At 38.0% G+C, this 16,555-nt stretch carries 15 protein-coding genes; 8 read left to right on the forward strand and 7 right to left on the reverse strand.

Features of this window, described 5'->3' with window-relative positions; all coding sequences use genetic code 11:
* The first annotated feature begins 111 nt into the window (after positions 1-111).
* Positions 112-1,899 carry an oligoendopeptidase F gene (pepF, locus tag FXW34_RS14155; RefSeq protein ID WP_147534654.1) on the forward strand — a complete coding sequence of 596 codons (1,788 nt, stop codon included), beginning with the start codon at positions 112-114 and terminating at the stop codon, positions 1,897-1,899.
* 57 nt (positions 1,900-1,956) lie between these two features.
* On the opposite strand, the gene FXW34_RS14160 is transcribed toward pepF, so the two are convergent.
* Complete coding sequence (locus FXW34_RS14160) at positions 1,957-3,483, reverse strand: peptide MFS transporter (protein WP_147534655.1); 1,527 nt, start codon at positions 3,481-3,483, stop codon at positions 1,957-1,959.
* Positions 3,484-3,799: 316 nt separating this feature from the next.
* On the opposite strand from FXW34_RS14160, the gene FXW34_RS14165 reads away from it, so the two are divergent.
* The 5 genes from FXW34_RS14165 (at position 3,800) to recQ (ending at position 9,987) form a co-directional block, all read left to right on the forward strand.
* Positions 3,800-6,076: a helicase C-terminal domain-containing protein gene (locus FXW34_RS14165; protein WP_147534760.1), complete on the forward strand. Its 2,277-nt coding sequence runs from the start codon at positions 3,800-3,802 to the stop codon at positions 6,074-6,076.
* A 267-nt stretch (positions 6,077-6,343) separates the two neighbouring features.
* On the forward strand, positions 6,344-6,568 hold the full coding sequence (locus tag FXW34_RS14170) for a hypothetical protein (protein WP_147534656.1): 225 nt from the start codon (positions 6,344-6,346) through the stop codon (positions 6,566-6,568).
* A 234-nt stretch (positions 6,569-6,802) separates the two neighbouring features.
* The gene (locus tag FXW34_RS14175; protein WP_147534657.1) at positions 6,803-7,297 is read left to right on the forward strand and encodes a PaaI family thioesterase; all 495 of its coding nucleotides are present in this window, start codon (positions 6,803-6,805) and stop codon (positions 7,295-7,297) included.
* 161 nt (positions 7,298-7,458) lie between these two features.
* The gene (locus FXW34_RS14180) at positions 7,459-7,722 is read left to right on the forward strand and encodes a DUF4175 domain-containing protein (protein ID WP_147534658.1); all 264 of its coding nucleotides are present in this window, start codon (positions 7,459-7,461) and stop codon (positions 7,720-7,722) included.
* Between the two features lie 126 nt (positions 7,723-7,848).
* Complete coding sequence (recQ, locus tag FXW34_RS14185) at positions 7,849-9,987, forward strand: DNA helicase RecQ (protein ID WP_147534659.1); 2,139 nt, start codon at positions 7,849-7,851, stop codon at positions 9,985-9,987.
* A 60-nt stretch (positions 9,988-10,047) separates the two neighbouring features.
* On the opposite strand, the gene FXW34_RS14190 is transcribed toward recQ, so the two are convergent.
* Positions 10,048-10,314, reverse strand: coding sequence for a hypothetical protein (locus FXW34_RS14190; protein WP_147534660.1), 267 nt, complete (start codon positions 10,312-10,314; stop codon positions 10,048-10,050).
* A 303-nt stretch (positions 10,315-10,617) separates the two neighbouring features.
* Here FXW34_RS14190 and FXW34_RS14195 point away from each other — a divergent pair, with 303 nt between their 5' ends.
* The gene (locus FXW34_RS14195) at positions 10,618-11,412 is read left to right on the forward strand and encodes an enoyl-CoA hydratase/isomerase family protein (RefSeq protein WP_147534661.1); all 795 of its coding nucleotides are present in this window, start codon (positions 10,618-10,620) and stop codon (positions 11,410-11,412) included.
* A 35-nt stretch (positions 11,413-11,447) separates the two neighbouring features.
* Here FXW34_RS14195 and FXW34_RS14200 read toward each other — a convergent pair whose 3' ends face one another.
* Positions 11,448-12,272, reverse strand: coding sequence for a hypothetical protein (locus FXW34_RS14200; RefSeq protein ID WP_147534662.1), 825 nt, complete (start codon positions 12,270-12,272; stop codon positions 11,448-11,450).
* A 238-nt stretch (positions 12,273-12,510) separates the two neighbouring features.
* On the opposite strand from FXW34_RS14200, the gene FXW34_RS14205 reads away from it, so the two are divergent.
* Complete coding sequence (locus FXW34_RS14205) at positions 12,511-12,939, forward strand: VOC family protein (RefSeq protein ID WP_147534663.1); 429 nt, start codon at positions 12,511-12,513, stop codon at positions 12,937-12,939.
* Positions 12,940-13,233: 294 nt separating this feature from the next.
* On the opposite strand, the gene FXW34_RS14210 is transcribed toward FXW34_RS14205, so the two are convergent.
* From FXW34_RS14210 to FXW34_RS14225, 4 genes are read right to left on the reverse strand one after another with little or no spacing between them, the layout of a single operon-like run.
* Positions 13,234-13,581, reverse strand: a complete 348-nt coding sequence (locus FXW34_RS14210) for a MaoC/PaaZ C-terminal domain-containing protein (protein WP_147534664.1) — start codon at positions 13,579-13,581, stop codon at positions 13,234-13,236.
* Entirely contained in the window at positions 13,578-13,979 is a 402-nt protein-coding gene (locus FXW34_RS14215; RefSeq protein ID WP_147534665.1) for an FAS1-like dehydratase domain-containing protein, read from the reverse strand. Before FXW34_RS14215 ends, FXW34_RS14210 begins: the two co-directional genes overlap by 4 nt.
* Entirely contained in the window at positions 13,966-15,072 is a 1,107-nt protein-coding gene (locus FXW34_RS14220) for an acetyl-CoA C-acyltransferase (RefSeq protein ID WP_147534666.1), read from the reverse strand. The genes FXW34_RS14215 and FXW34_RS14220 overlap by 14 nt, the downstream gene beginning before the upstream one ends.
* Entirely contained in the window at positions 15,050-16,531 is a 1,482-nt protein-coding gene (locus tag FXW34_RS14225) for an AMP-binding protein (RefSeq protein ID WP_147534667.1), read from the reverse strand. Before FXW34_RS14225 ends, FXW34_RS14220 begins: the two co-directional genes overlap by 23 nt.
* Positions 16,532-16,555 lie beyond the last annotated feature (24 nt).

The following is a 16,555-nucleotide window of genomic DNA, read 5'->3' on the forward strand; positions in this document are numbered from 1 at the left end:
ACTGTGCGAGTTTTTTGTTGGGTTATGAATCCGCAATAACAAGCATATTGATAGATGATTACAGACAAAAAGGTTAAAATTTAATCAAAAATATGCTTGATGGAGGCGCTTATGAAAACTTACAGTTCAAGAGCAGAGGTCCCAATCGAGGAAACATGGAACTTAGCCGATTTATACTCAGATTTAGAAAGTTGGGAAAAAGATTTTTCAAAAATCGAAAGCATGATACCTAAGTTGAAAGAGTTTGACGGTTGTATCCATAATGGAATTAGTCTTTATCAATATTTGAAGTTATCTGAGCAATTATCATATACGTTCAATCATTTATACGCTTATAGCATGTTAAAGGTGGATGAGGATACAAGAAATACGGTCTCACAAAGCTTGATGGACAGAATGAAGGGCTTAAGCGTTAAGGTGAGCGGAGCAACCTCATTTTTCATGCCGTTTTTACTTAGTCTTGAGGAGTCAACCCTAAAAGCCTTTATTTCAGAGGAGAAGGGATTAGATTATTTTGCAGAGGATTTATTTGATTCGTTCCGATACAAGCCACACGTTTTAACGAAGGACCAAGAAGCGGTTCTTTCGCAGCTTGGTGAGGCACTTTCGGCTCCTTCGACAACGTTTGGAATGCTTAATAATGCAGATATTAAGTTCGGGGAAGTAACAGGGGAAAACGGTGAGAAAATTGAACTAACTCGCGGCATGTACTCAAAATTAATCGAGGATGAGGATCGCAAAAAGCGGATGGAAGCGTATAAAGCCTATTACAAGCCATATGTCTCTGCCAAAAACACAATCTCCTCCACTCTTTCAGGGGCAATCAAAAATAATGTGACACTAGCTCGAATTAGAAACTACCCTTCAGCGTTGGAAAAAGCCTTATTTGGAGATATGATACCAAAGGAAGTATATGAAAATCTCATTACTGCCACCAAGGAAAATATTGCACCGCTTCATCAGTACACGAAAATTCGCAAGGAAAAGCTCCAACTTGATGAGCTACGTCAATATGACCTAAGCGTTCCATTAGTCAAGGGAGTTAAAAAAGAGATTCCGTACGAAGAGGCATTTGAGTTAATGCTTAAGGGCTTGGCGCCACTCGGTGAAGATTACGTTGAAACTTTAAAAGAATTTAAAAAGTCCCGTTTTATCGATGTTAGAGAAACACCTGGTAAACGTTCTGGTGCCTATAATCTAGGTGTATATGGTGTTCATCCATTCATCCTTTTGAACCACCAGGATGATTTAGACAGCCTTTTTACGCTAGTGCATGAGTGCGGCCATGGTGTACATAGCAAGCTGAGTTCGCAATATCAACCGCAAATTACTGCAAGATACAGCATTTTTGTTGCTGAAGTAGCCTCAACCGTAAATGAAGTATTAATGATGAATTATTTAATCGATCATGAACATGATCCAGAACTAAAGAAATATTTACTTAACCATTTTATTGATAAGTTTAAGGGGACATTTTTCACACAGGTTATGTTTGGTGAATTTGAGAAAAGAACTCATGAATTAGCAGAGCAAGGAAAACCACTAAATGTGGAAGTGTTCAACAGTATCTATGAATCATTATTTAGAGAATACAATGGGCCAGATGTGGTATTTGATGATGAAGTGAAATATGGTTGGTCGAGAATTCCGCACTTTTATCGTCCATTTTACGTTTACAAATATGCAACTGGCTTTGCTTCGGCTATTCATTTAGCGACAAAAATTCTCGATGGCGACAAAGAAACCCTAAGTGCATATTTAGAATTTTTAAAGAGCGGAAGTAGCGACTATCCACTTGAATTATTGAAAAAGACAGGAGTAGACTTAACAACTCCAACACCGATTCAAAATACATTAAAACGATTTAAAGAGCTTGTTGCCGAATTTTCAGAGCTCTAAAAAATTACTTGTGTATAAAAAGAGTGCTTCCACATAGGGAAGCACTCTTTTACTTTATTATTTTACACCTTTCATGAAGTCCTGAATTTTCGGAGCAAGAATGAAGAGGATAATTCCTAATACAATTGAAGCGCCACCGATAGTCCCGAAATATGCAGTTTCTGTTTCAGGAGAGTAGAACTTAACTAATTGCGCATTAATTGCCTGTGCGGCTGCACTTGCTAAGAACCAGACACTCATAATCTGTGCAGAGAAAGCTGCTGGAGCCAATTTAGTAGTTGCGGATAAGCCAACAGGTGATAATAGCAATTCACCAAATACACAGACTAAATAACTTAACACGAGCCACAATGGGTTTACTAATGAATCAGTTCCACTAAGATAGCCTGGTAATAGAATAATCAGGAACGATAAACCAGCAAATAATAGTGACAAAGCAAATTTTTGTGGGACAGAAGGTTGGCGTTTGCCTAGTTTTACCCACATCCATGCAAATAATGGAGCAAAGGTAATAATAAATAATGGGTTTAATGATTGGAACCACGCAGGAGAAATTTCAATACCTGCAAAATGTAAATCGGTGCGTTTGTCTGCATAGTTTGCCAGGATTGTCGAGCCTTGTTCTTGGATAGCCCAGAACATTACGGCAGCTATAAATAATGGAATATATGCAAGCAAACGTGAACGCTCAACAGCAGTTGTTTTAGGACTGCGATACATCACGATGAAATAAATCGTTGGAATAACGACACCAAGAATCGTTACGAGATTGATGAATGTTTCAAATGTTAAAACACCCATTGGAATCAACACTGCAAATAAAATGGCAATTACAGCAACACCAAGTCCAATCGTCGTGAATACTTTCTTCTTTTCATCAGCAGAAAGTGGATTGGGCACAGAAGTCCCAGCTAACCCTAAGTTTTTTTTCTTCGTTAAGGCAAACATAACTAATCCTAAAAACATACCAACTGCTGCAACTCCAAAGCCTAAGTGGAAGCTTTGTTTCATTACAGATCCAACGATTAGAGGAGATAAGAAAGCTCCCATATTGATACCCATATAGAAGATGGTGAAACCAGCATCACGACGTTCATCTGATTCACTATACATTTCACCAACAATCGTGGAAACATTGGGCTTTAATAGACCAGTTCCTAGTACAATTAAAACCATAGAAATAATGAACATAGTAAAGCTTCCAGGAATAGCTAGAGCAATATGACCTAGCATAATTAAGATACCACCGTAAAAAACTGCTTGAGATGGTCCAAATATACGGTCAGCGAACCAGCCGCCAATAATGCCACTCATATATACTAGTGAACCATAAATTGATGTGATAGAAAGTGCGAGCGATTGACTGACACCCAATCCGCCTTTTGAAACTTCGTAATACAAATAAAAAACGAGGATTGCCTTCATTCCATAATAGGAGAAACGCTCCCAAAATTCCGTAAAGAAAAGCGTAAATAGACCTTTAGGATGGCCGAAAAATCCTCTTTGCGGAACGCTGTCCACGATTCGCTGGCGCTCGCTAATCGGTGCACTATCCGCAATTTTCTGTCTTTTTGCAACTGACATGTTACTACCTCCTTGTTATTTTAATATAATACTTTTAATAGTTTGTTATTGTCAAAATAAAAATATTTGCTCACGTTTTAACCTTGATAAGAAAGGTTATGATATCAAGGCGTAAAGCTTTTTTTGCATAAAAAGAAAGTTATTTATGAATTTTATTATTTTTTTGATATAACAAAAACTTTTGAATCTAGGAAATGTTTACTTGATATTTTTAGACAAAAATAAAATTATCATCAAAGCAACTATCAATATTAGGGGATGTTTTGTTACACTAAAAGGAACGTACATTCTATTGTTGAAGAAAGTTGGTGTTCTTATGTCCTATGAGGTATCTTTATCCGTTAGAGCATTGGTAGAGTATGTTTATAGCAGTGGTAGTATAGATGTACGATTTCGCTCGCAAAGCGCCATGATAGATGGAACAAGAATACACCAGAAAATTCAAAAGACGTATAAAGAAGGAGATCAGAAGGAGGTTTACTTACGAACGGAACTTCCATTTGAAGATCTCCTGTTTGTAATAGATGGAAGATGTGACGGTTTGTTAGCAGAGGACGGTGGGCTTTGTATTGATGAAATAAAATCATTTTCACTGTCCCTTGATGAGGTTGATCCTGATGGATATCCAGTTCATTGGGCACAGGCCAAATTGTATGCTTATATGATTGCAACTCAACAAAATATTTCGGAAATTCATGTTCAATTAACCTATGCACACGTGAAAACAGATGATAAACGGGTCATGAGAAAGCAATGTTCATTCTTAGAGCTGGAACAATTTGTATTTGAATTATTAAAGGCTTATGCACCATATGCCAAATTGCAGAAGCAGCATTTGCTTAATCGGAAAAAAAGTATTAAACAATTAGATTTTCCGTTTAAAACGTATCGCAAAGGTCAACGCCATTTAGCAGGAGCAGTATATAAGTCAATTTTAGACGAGAAAAATTTATTTGCTAAAGCCCCAACTGGAATTGGCAAAACGATGTCGACGTTATATCCAGCCGTCAAAGCTATTGGAGAAGATTTATGTCAACGGATTTTTTATTTGACCGCAAAAACGATTACGAGAACGACCGCAGAGGAAGCATTACTTAAAATGCGACAGAATGGATTGTGCTTGAAAAGTGTTACGATTACAGCCAAGGATAAGGTTTGTTTTAAGGAAGAAACAAAATGTCAAGCAGATTTTTGTGAATATGCTAATGGTTATTATGATCGAGTTAATGGGGCAGTTCTCGATATACTTTCAAACGAAGCGAGCATGACCAGAGATGTCATTGAAATTTTTGCTCGCAAGCATTCTGTTTGCCCATTCGAATTTTCGCTCGATTTGGCCTATGCTGTCGATGTCGTTGTTTGTGATTATAATTATATCTTCGACCCACGAGTGTCACTGAAACGTCTTTTTGAAGAGGAAAAGAAGTCGTCGGTTTTGCTTGTGGATGAGGCACATAACCTTGTTGACCGCGGGAGGGAAATGTTCTCAGCATCAATTCAAAAAGCATCTTTCCTAGAGCTTAAAAAACAGTTTAAGAACTATGAAAATGAGATAAGTAAGGTTGCTTCGTGTATAAATGCCTGGTTTATTGCACTAAAAAAAGATATTTCTGCTGAATTTGTATTGCCTCAATTACCAGGAGATCTAGTGGAGTTACTGGAACAATTTCTGGCTGTAGCTGAACCTATTCTGATAAAAGCTAGCAATATTAATACCTGTCTTATCGACGCTTATTATGAGGTACAACGATTTCTAAAAATAGTAGAATTTCTTGACGATCAGTATGTTATTTACGGAGAAATGATCAGAAATAATATAACACTCAAACTATTTTGCATTGACCCGTCAAAGTTGCTACAAAAACAAGGGAAAGGATATCGTTCCAAAATTTTCTTTTCAGCAACGCTAACACCGATGCCGTATTTCCAGGATATTTTAGGTGGGTTAACCGAGGATTATCAAATAACAATACCAACGCCGTTTAGACAAGAACAATTTGATGTATTTATTAGTCCTTTGTCAACGCGGTTTAAGGATCGGGAGCGGACTAAAGATAAAATTGTCAGCATAATGAAATCGTTACTCTCGAGCCGTCCTGGAAATTATTTAATTTTCTTCCCATCATATCAGTATTTACTAACAGTTTTAGAGTCGTTCAAACAAATTGATTCATTAACGAATATCATTGTTCAGGAACAAAGCATGTCAGAATCTGAGCGTGAGGATTTTTTAAAGTTATTTATATCGGATAGAAAAGAAAGTTTACTAGGCTTTGCTGTTCTTGGTGGGATATTTTCAGAAGGTGTGGATTTGGTGGGTGACCGTTTAAATGGAGTTATTGTTATTGGTGTGGGTCTGCCGCAACTGTGCTTTGAGCGAAACCTTGTTAAAGACCATTTTTCAGCCAAAAATAAAAATGGGTATGATTACGCTTATGTGTATCCTGGAATGAATAAAGTTTTACAGGCTGGTGGTAGGTTGATTCGTACTGAAGAAGATAAGGGAACCATCGTCCTTGTTGATGATCGCTTTTTACAAAATCCATATCACTCTCTTCTGCCGATGGAGTGGAATAGCTATACTGTAATTTAATATGATTGATATGCAGGTGAAATATTCTATTTACAGGAATGTTTTACCTGTTTTTTGTTTATAATTGAAATATTGTGAAAATAATTGAATAAGATGTAATGTGAACCATTTTACGTAAACTGCTGCCAATAGAATGTCAGCATTTGTGATATTAATCGTTGTTTCGTTGATAGATATTGGTTTATCATATATTTTAAAAAGATTGAAAATTTTGTAATATAGTGTTATTTTGTAATTGTTATTTGAAAACAGGGAATGAGGGATAGTATGATTCGTATGGCCATAGCAGCAGTCGTCGGTTTCATCTTGATTTTTATTGAATCGATGATTGTCATGGAACTAAAAGGCTACCAAACCATCGAATTTGGAGGGATTGCCCCTTTTATTAACGTATGGGCAATGAATTTCTTTTTAGTATTTGCGATTGTCACTCAAATTACAAACTGGTATGAACAGAGAGAAGACGCTAAAGGTGAACAGGAACACTTGTAAAGTAAACACTACATAGGTGTAAATTAACTATAATGATTATGAAAAAAATAATAGACGTCTCATTCTTTATTTCAATAAAGGATGGGGCGTTTTTCTTTTGAAAACTACTTCTAAAAAATAACAACAAATCCAACAAAAATGGATGATTTTTACAAATTTTTGTTGGATTTTACAAAATTTTCTGTCATTTATTAAAGAGTGTGTTATAATATTCTGAAAAAGGAGGGGTTTTTAATGGCAGAAACAGTAGAAAAAGTAGTAAATGCAATTCAAGATGAGTATCCAGATGATTTCGCGTGGTGTTATGGGTGTGGACGTTTAAACGAACACGGGCACCAATTACGTACAGGTTGGCAAGGTGAACAAACTGTTACGATCTATGAACCGAAACCAGAACATACAGCACTACCTGGGTTCGTCTATGGCGGTGTAGTGGCATCATTAATTGATTGCCATGGGACAGGCTCAGCAGCATTGACATTACATAGAAAGAATGGTCATGAAGTTGGCGATGGGGCTGAACCGCCTAGATTTGTAACCGCTTCCTTGAAGGTTGATTTTCTTCAACCAACTCCACAAAACGTACCATTGAAAGCAATTGGTACTGTGCATGAAATTCATCCGAAGAAATTCAGAGTTGAAGCAGAGGTTTATGCAAATGATGCTCTTTGTGCACGTGGAGAGGTTATCGCGGTGGTAATGCCTAGTACATTCCTTAAAAAGGCTTAATTAACGGATAAAAGCGGGGGATTTCTCCCGTTTTTTTTGTTGAAATCAACTAATTAACGATAATAGGAGTATACTTAAATTGAGGGAAGCACTGAGCTATTAGTATTTGTAAATCTTCCCTTGGAATGACTCTATAGTCGACATCTCTAGGGGGGAGTCAAATGGAATTCTTCATGTTAGGCTTAAACTGGGGGGATTGGGGTCTCTTATTTGTTGGTGTGGTTGTTTGGGGATTGATTATTGCTGCAGCACTGTTGTTTCTTTGGGGAATATGGAAGAAAGCTTGGAGAGCATTGTTGATTAGTGGGATAGCGTTTTTAGTTCCGGCAATTATGTTATTTACACAACCAGGTTATACTAGATTGTTTATTCTTTTACCAATTCTTGCATTTATACTTGCTTATTTTATGAAAAAGAATCATTGATTTATGTATGAACAGGGGATGACTTATCATTGGATTAACCAATATTCGTCATCCTTGTGTTTGTTTTCAAAGGAAAAATCCATGTATAATAGAATGTAAACATTAGTAAAGGAAGGGGGAAATCGTTTGCTTCAAGCTGCTCAGAAAATCTTAAAATCACATTTTGGTTATGATGAATTTCGCCAAGGTCAGAACGCTACTTTACAACATGTTTTCAGTGGCGAAAACACATTGTGCGTGATGCCAACAGGAGGAGGAAAATCACTCTGTTATCAAATCCCCGCACTCGTATTGCCTGGTACCACCATCGTTATTTCTCCACTCATCTCCCTTATGAAGGATCAAGTCGATTCCTTACAACAACTAGGTATTGCAGCTACCTACATCAATAGTAGTTTAACTACAGCTGAAATCAATGAGAGAATGTTTCTTGCACAACAAGGTACATACAAGCTACTCTACATTTCTCCAGAGCGTCTTGAATCCGGACTTTTTTTGGAAGAACTCAAGAGTTTAGAAATCCCATTGATTGCAGTTGATGAAGCACACTGTATTTCACAATGGGGACATGATTTCAGGCCGAGTTATCGATATATATCTAGTATTCTTCAACACATACATAGTAAGCCGATTATTTTGGCATTGACAGCAACAGCAACTGCACAGGTTCGCTCAGATATATGTCAATCGTTGCAATTAGAAAACGAGGTTGTGACTAGCTTTGAACGGAATAATCTGTCGTTTTCCGTTGTGAAAGGACAGGATCGAGATCAATTCTTACTAGATTATTTGAAAAAAAATGAAAAGGAATCCGGAATTATTTATGCCGCTACACGCAAAACGGTCGATCAGCTTTATCAGCAGCTAAATGCAGCGAACATTAACGTCGCCCGTTATCATGCTGGCTTGAGCGACCAAGAAAGACAAGATCAGCAAAACGCATTTTTACAGGATGAAAAAACGATAATGGTTGCAACATCAGCATTTGGAATGGGGATTGATAAATCGAATGTACGATTTGTTATCCATTATCAAATGCCGCGAAATATGGAAAGCTATTATCAAGAAGCCGGCAGAGCAGGTCGGGATGGCTTAGATAGTAACTGTATATTATTATATGGACCTCAAGATACCCAAATTCACCGCTTTTTAATCGACCAGACATTAGAACGAGAACGAATTGGACATGAGCTTGAAAAATTAAACCAAATGGTCGGTTATTGTCATACTGAAAACTGTCTGCAAGAATGGATTGTCGAGTATTTCAACGAGGAATCAGCTGGACCATGTGGTCGCTGCAGCAATTGTACCGATACGAGACAAAGTGTTGATGTTACAAAAGAAGCTCAAATTGTACTATCATGTATTGTACGAATGGGTCAGCGCTTTGGGAAAGCTGCGGTAGCCAAAGTGCTGACTGGATCGAAAAGTAAATCAGTGACCCAGTTTCAATTTGACAAATTAAGCACGTATGGAATGCTCAAGACTTTTAGTGCGAAGGACGTAACCGAGTTTATCGACTATTTAATTACTGAAGGTTTGATTGGGGTTGAAAATGGGCAATATCCAATTATTTATGTTACCCAACAAGGGAAAGAAGTCCTAACTGGGAAACTAACCGTTAGTCGCAAGGAAGCGATACAGGCAAAAACGATATCAAAGGCTGATCCGTTATTTGAAGAGCTCAGAGCACTTAGGAAAACGATTGCAGAACAGGAAAAGGTCCCACCTTTTGTTGTTTTCTCCGATACCAGCTTACAGGATATGTGTCTAAAGCTCCCGAAAACAAATAGTGAGTTCACGAATGTAAAGGGAGTCGGTGTCCATAAATTAGAGAAATACGGGCTGGAGTTTATTCAATTGATACGCAGTTTTTGTGATCAGCATCCAGAACGGAAAGCAATCAAACACGAGCAAGAGAGTAATCCTATATCCCCGTCTAAATCAAAACAACAGAAACGAAATACAGAAGGCGTTCCATCACATCTAGAAACCTATGAAAAATATAAATCTGGAATGACTTTTGCAGAAATATCGAAGGAGCGGGATTTATCCCTTATTACAGTTCAATCACACATCATTCGTTGTGCAGAAGAGGGATTGGAAATTGATTGGGAAAAGGAGCTTCCACTTCAGTATCGACCATTAATTGAAGAAGCTGTTCAAAGCGCTGCTACAGACAAGTTAAAGCCTATCAAGGAATTATTGCCTGACGAGATTAGTTATTTTATGATTCGTGCGTACTTCTTCTTAATAAATCACTAAAAAACCACTGTGAAAAGGGGTGTGGAACCTTTTTACAGTGGTTTTACATATGATAAGGAATCATAATATCCCATCCAGTAATTGTCGGAAATAAAATGCGCCTAATGATGTGACACTAATAATCAAAACAGCTAACGATAATAAATGGGGGGAAACAGACTGTTTAACATATTGATAAAGAAAATAGGATGATAGAATAATACCTAAAAAGAAAGCAACAGTCCAAAACCAGTTAATAAGTGCTGCACTGCCAAAATTAAAAATATAAAAAACATAATAAAAGCTGTTAACGGCTAACAATGTCATTAAAATAATTTTCCTCAGCATATACCTTCATCTCCTTCTGTCCGTATCCATATTTTAACATAATTTGCCCACTAATTAAAATATTCTGACTTCTTTTTGTGTATTAACTTTTATTAAGTGTTAAAAAATAATTATGCAAATGGAAATTTTTTTGAAAAAGTTTGAATTATTTATCATTTTATGACTTTGTGTTATAGTACAGTATGCTATAATAACGATAGACGGAAAATTCTATCTATTTTTGTCGACTAGCGACAAACATTGATAAAGATTAATTGAAAAGATAAATATTTTTCCATGATATCGTAAAGGGAGAGTGTATTTATGCGTGTTGGAATTAAAAGAATGACAGATGAACAAGCAAAAATTACCTTGCAGGAAACGGCAGGGCTGGCGATTATCACTATTCATCGGCCTCAGAAACGAAATGCGTTAACAGCAAATATGTGGAATCAATTAGCGGATATTAGCCAAAAAGTTTTAGAAAACCCAAAAAACAGAGTTTTATTATTAAGAGGTGCAGGTGAACAATTTACAGCAGGGTCTGACTTAGGTGAATTTCATGAAATGACACATGAAGAGGCAGAGCATGCGTTTGTATTAATGGAAAAAGCAATCTCGACCATTGAAGGATTACCGCTGCCAACAATCGGGGTCATAAACGGTCCGGCAATGGGAGCAGGGCTTGAGCTAGCACTAGCATGTGACATTCGCGTTGGCTCCGAAAAGGCAGCATTGGGAATTCCGGTAGGGAAGCTAGGAATCACTTTAAATAATAAATTCGCAAAGCGTATTGTCGATTTAGTCGGGCCAAGCGTGACGAAGGAATTGGTTTATTTAGGAAGAATTTTGAAGGCGGATGAAGCTTATTCATTGGGGATGCTTAACTATTTAGTAGAAGAAGCGGAATTAGATCGCTATGCATTTAAAATGGGTAAATTAGTGGCTTCCATGTCGCCAGCCTCCTTATTAGCGGTGAAAAAATCAGTGAATGAATGCATCAACAGTGCTCCGGTGCTCTGGAACGGGTCAACACCGTTTGTAGATGCTCAGGACTTCCCAGAAGGGGTTGCAGCATTTGTTGAAAAAAGGCCACCAGTATTTAAACGTCGATCATAAATGTTCCCTATGTGAACATAAAAAACCAGAAGACTCTAGTTAATAGCAGAGACCTCTGGTTTTTTTGCTAATTGGAGAGTTAAATTCACCGCATATAGCTCGATATTTAACTGCTCAAGAAAATGAAGTCGAATATCTTGTTGAAGATTTTCAGTCACATCAATTAGATTACCGTGAATGGGATATTTAATTGATGCACTCACGTTTAAAGTAGGCAATTTGTCGATATTGAATTCAACATGTTTACATTCGCCAATCTGGGGATATTGACTGCAAATAATCTCTACGATATTTTTGAATACCTTATGGTGGATGTTAATAGCGCCACGGTGGAAGTCAGGATGGACAATTGTATTTTCGCCAATCCGTTCCTTCTTAGATGAAAAGATTTCGACGCCTTTGTGAATAAGCTTCTTAAAAAAGTTCTGGTCCACCTGTTTATAGGGAATTGGGATAATGTGCTTTCCTTCAGTTCTTCGAATAAATTGGGCCAATTTAATTTCGCTTGAGGAACGGATATCCTCAACATAGAAGTAATGGTTAATGTTTCCCAAATTTAACCTACTTGCAATGAGACGTGTCATCTTATCCGATGTCCCGATGATTAAGATTCTATCAATGTAATAGTTGTTAATGGCCATCTGCACTTCTTTTAAATGACCTTCATCGAAGAAGGTTGCCCGTTTAACCGCTTTTAGCGCATTTTTTTCAAATTTTGCTGAGTATCCGGCAATCTTTTCCCCGTAAAAAATCAGCAAACCGTCGTCGATAATCGCAGGGATTTTGTGTTTATCGGCAAATGCCAATGCACTTGTACTCTTGCCTGTTCCGCTTGGACCGCTTAAAGAAAATACTTCCATTTCATATACTCCTAAATAGAAAGACTTTTTTCTATTTTATTTCATTTTACAATGTCTGTCATCACAAGGGTTTTGACATTTTACTCTATCATTCCTTTGTTTTGTTGAAAGTTGACGAGTATTGCAGAGAAATTTGTGGTGAAGTTTTCTGGTAGTTTTGATATAAACCGGCAGGATTTGGGAATGCTTTAATAGTAAATTATTTATATGAAATATACCTAATCTGGAGGGAATCATTATGCCGATTGAAGCATATTTAAATTTTGCCGGAAATTGCCGTGAAGCAGTGGAATTCTATGCGGATGTGTTTGGGACAGAACCACCACAAATTATGACGTTTGAAGAAGCACCGCAGGACCCGAATTATCCTCTTCCAGAAGAAGCGAAGAATTTGGTGATGCATGCAAATATTATCGTTAGCGGGAGCAAATTAATGTTTTCTGATATATTTCCAGGGATGCCGTTTCAAATGGGGAACAATATTAGTTTAGCTGTATTAAGTAAAGATGAAAATGAACTGAAAAGCTGGTTTAACAAATTGAAGGATGATGGAAAAGTAAATATGGAGCTCCAAGAAACTTTTTGGAGTAAATGCTATGGTAGTTTAACAGATAAATTTGGAGTTGAGTGGCAACTCAGCCATGAAAACGGTGAAAGTCCAAGGTAGTCATTTCTATGAAAATAAGAAGGGGAATAGCCCTTCTTATTTTTTTTGCTGTGTTAATGCACAATGTTGTTTTTTGCCAGGTTGATCTTCGCTGCAGACACGGAACGAAAAGCGGAAGTGGCTTGCCCAGGGGCGACAGGCACAAGGCGAGCCGACTAGAAGGTTGTCCTTTAACCTTCTGGGCGGATTGACTTGTGACCCCGAGCCCCTAGCCACTGCAGCTAGACAGGCTCCCAGTTAGCCCCATGAACCGCACGTGTCTGCAGAGGAAATCAAAACTGAAATATAACACAGCTATTTTTTTAAGATGATATTAGCTTTAATTACCGGCCTATCACCACAAAAACCATTGATAGTCCAAATGTGATTGTCGCATTTAACGAATAATTTTACACTTTCTCCGACGTATACAGGAAATGAAAACTTCATTTCATAGGAATGCGGTAAATCAGTTGGATTGAGAAAATGAAAAGATATTACACTCCAAACCTTCCCCATAGTTAACAAACCATGGGAAATCTTATCAGAAAAACCATGGTTTAGGGCATATTCTTGATTTAAATGAACTGGATTATGATCACCCGAAATATGTGCATATTGTTTTATATCCATATCTGTGATGAGAAATTCGACCGTTTTCATATGACGACACCACCACAAACAATTTGATAAATTCCTTCGAAGCAAAGATTTTGTTGGTCATCAAACAATAATAGGGAATGCTTGATGATACAATAGCTTTTCCGATCAATTTGTTCGTCTAGACGAATACTCGCAGTATAGGTTTGGTTAATATACATCTGGTGATGATATTTACATTCTTGATTTCGATGGATGACAGGTTCCGTTAATGTCCATGGGATATCAAGTTGCTTATATACGATTAGCGGCATGGTTGGTGGAAGAGGGATCGATGTAAAGCCATAACTTTGAGCCTTTTCTACGCTTTCATAGATAGGATTTCTTTCATCCATGACCTTGATAAATTCGGAGACATCGCTCGTTTTAAAGGTAACTCTGACTTCTTCAGTCCTCATCATGCTTAACCACCTCAAAAAGCAGTGCTACACCAATGCCACCACCACTGCCAACAGCTGCAATGCAATATTTTGGATTATCCATTCTCTGAACCTCGTAAAACAACCGCGTTACGAGAATGGCTCCTGATGCACCATACGGATGACCTAGCGTGAGTGCCCCACCTCGAACGTTTAATTTGTCACTTGGAATGTCCAACGCTTCAGAACAGGCAACGATTTTTGAAGCAAACGCCTCGTTTATTTCGATGAGGTCGATATCTTGGATTGTTAGTTGGTTTCGCTCTAACAGTTGTGTGATTGTAGGTACAGGTGAAATGCCCGGATAATTAGGATGGACCCCTGCAACAGCACTGTCGACAAAACGGAGCACTGGTCGATATCCATTTGCGATAGCAAACGATTCCTCCATTAATAAAACTGAACTCGCCCCGTCATTAATGGCGCAGCTGTTTGCAGCCGTTACGGTACCGTTATTATCACTAAAGAGAGGCAGTGAACGCTTTAGTAGTGCTTCCATTTTGCGAGGTTTGAAGAATACTTCATCATCACTTTTTCCCTTAATAGGAACAATCTCATTCATATATATTCCTTGTTGAAAAGCGTTCCAGCTTTTTTCGTAGCTTTGTAGAGTATAATCATCCTGCTTTTTTCGACTTATGTCATATTTTTGCGCTACATGCTCTGCTGCGACCCCCATATCGGGATCACCAATTTCTTCAGGTGCAAAGCGTGCTCTGTTTGGGAATAGTGAAGTTGAAGTGCTTTCAACACCACCAGCTATGTAACAAGTTCCTGCTCCAGCTTGAATGAAACAGGATGCTACTCGGATTGCCTCTAAACCTGCGCTACATTGACGGTCAATTGTTAACCCGGTAATCGAAAGAGGTAGTCCAGCTTTGAGGGCCGCGACTCGCGCAACATTCCCACCAGGACCGACAATATTTCCGAGAATAATTTCATTTACGTGAGGCACACCTAAAGCTAGCTCCCTTATTATTGGTGCTGCAAGTTCGTCTGCAGTGAGGTTTTTAAACATACCATTTATTTTCCCAATTGGTGTTCGTTTGGCATTAACGATGACAGCTGATGGCATTTGTCTTCATCTCGCTTTCGATTAATTGCTTCAATTGTGCACGTGCGATTTTTCCACTAATTGTATAGGGCATCTCTTCTACAAAAATCCATTTTCGAGGAATTTTAAAGGAGGCAAGCTCAGCTTTGCAGTGACGGACTAATTCCTTTTTAGGAGCATCGCCGACAATAATTGCTGTAACGATTTGACCCCAACGTTCATCGGCCAAGCCAATTACAGCTACCTCATCCACACTTGAATGGGCAGAGAGCACCTTTTCAATTTCTTCAGGGAAAATATTTATTCCGCCATAAAGGATCATATTTTTTTCGCGTCCCACTAAATAAAGGTAGCCATCTTCATCAAAATACCCCATATCATTAACAGTCACCCAACCATTATCATCTGTAATGGTTTTAATTGGTTCATTTGGTGAATTGAGATATCCGATAAATACTAAATTGCTTCGCACATAAATTTTTCCGATTTCATTGATTTTTGCTCGATCGTCATTGGGATTTCGGATTTGTATTTCAACGTTGAAACAGGGCTTCCCGACGGAACCTGGTTTTGACAATTGTTCCTTGTTATTTAATACTGTTACAAAACTAAGCTCGCTTGCCCCATAATACTCGTACATCGTTAATTGAGGAAACCAGCTACGTATACTTCGTTTTGAAGCTTCCTCCCATTTTGCGCCGGATGAAATCATCGTAATCGATTTTGTGATGATTTTGCCGAGCTTTAAGAAAGCATGAACCATCGTCGGAACAACATAAACAATCGAGATTGGGCATTGTTCTATCACTTTGTGTGCATGTGCTGGTAGGAATTTATCGAGTAAATAAACTGTTCCTCCTAAATAAAGGGTACTAATTGCGCCGTACAAAAAATGAGAATGGATTAATGCTCCTGGGATTAACACATCCTCAGTACCGTTCATCCCGAAATCGTGGATATTGCAATCAAAACTTGAAACCCATGAATGGTGGGAGCGAACAAAAGCCTTCGGGTCACCCGTTGTCCCTGATGTGAAACCCATATAAAAAGGAAGATCTGCTTGCTGGTCTTGATGGATTGGCTGGGTATTCATGATTGAACTCAAGCAATCCTCCAAATTGTATATTTTTGTAGAGAGTGAAGGCAGTTTTGATGCCATTTTTCTTGTTGTTATGAATATGGAGGGAAGAGAGAGTGACAAACGTTTTGTTATTTCATTCATTTTCCACTTAGGATCAAACAGGACAGAAGTCCAGCCAGCTGCTGCAGCACCAGCAAACATTTGTAAAAACGGAATTCCATTCGGCAAATAGATTCCTAATATTTGATTGGTTGATCGAAGACTAGTAAGCCAATTTGCTGTTTTCTCAACCAAATTATTCCATTCTTTATATGTGATAGAATTTTGCACTGTTTTTATCGCAATTTTTTCCGGAGAATGAAAAGCATGGTTTGCATATGTAGCGGTAATAGAAGTCATATTTATCCCCTTTCCGAATGATTC

The organism is Bacillus marasmi, assembly GCF_902168435.1.
Lineage (GTDB): Bacteria > Bacillota > Bacilli > Bacillales > Cytobacillaceae > Bacillus_BU > Bacillus_BU marasmi.

Coding starts and splice junctions, on each gene's coding strand:
- FXW34_RS14225 (WP_147534667.1), bottom strand. CDS start 16,531: ATGACTTCTATTACCGCTACATATGCAAACCATGCTTTTCATTCTCCG.
- FXW34_RS14215 (WP_147534665.1), bottom strand. CDS start 13,979: ATGATGAGGACTGAAGAAGTCAGAGTTACCTTTAAAACGAGCGATGTC.
- FXW34_RS14180 (WP_147534658.1), top strand. CDS start 7,459: ATGGAATTCTTCATGTTAGGCTTAAACTGGGGGGATTGGGGTCTCTTA.
- FXW34_RS14220 (WP_147534666.1), bottom strand. CDS start 15,072: ATGCCATCAGCTGTCATCGTTAATGCCAAACGAACACCAATTGGGAAA.
- FXW34_RS14165 (WP_147534760.1), top strand. CDS start 3,800: ATGTCCTATGAGGTATCTTTATCCGTTAGAGCATTGGTAGAGTATGTT.
- FXW34_RS14200 (WP_147534662.1), bottom strand. CDS start 12,272: ATGGAAGTATTTTCTTTAAGCGGTCCAAGCGGAACAGGCAAGAGTACA.
- FXW34_RS14210 (WP_147534664.1), bottom strand. CDS start 13,581: ATGAAAACGGTCGAATTTCTCATCACAGATATGGATATAAAACAATAT.
- FXW34_RS14205 (WP_147534663.1), top strand. CDS start 12,511: ATGCCGATTGAAGCATATTTAAATTTTGCCGGAAATTGCCGTGAAGCA.
- FXW34_RS14195 (WP_147534661.1), top strand. CDS start 10,618: ATGCGTGTTGGAATTAAAAGAATGACAGATGAACAAGCAAAAATTACC.
- FXW34_RS14190 (WP_147534660.1), bottom strand. CDS start 10,314: ATGCTGAGGAAAATTATTTTAATGACATTGTTAGCCGTTAACAGCTTT.
- FXW34_RS14175 (WP_147534657.1), top strand. CDS start 6,803: ATGGCAGAAACAGTAGAAAAAGTAGTAAATGCAATTCAAGATGAGTAT.
- FXW34_RS14160 (WP_147534655.1), bottom strand. CDS start 3,483: ATGTCAGTTGCAAAAAGACAGAAAATTGCGGATAGTGCACCGATTAGC.
- FXW34_RS14170 (WP_147534656.1), top strand. CDS start 6,344: ATGATTCGTATGGCCATAGCAGCAGTCGTCGGTTTCATCTTGATTTTT.
- pepF (WP_147534654.1), top strand. CDS start 112: ATGAAAACTTACAGTTCAAGAGCAGAGGTCCCAATCGAGGAAACATGG.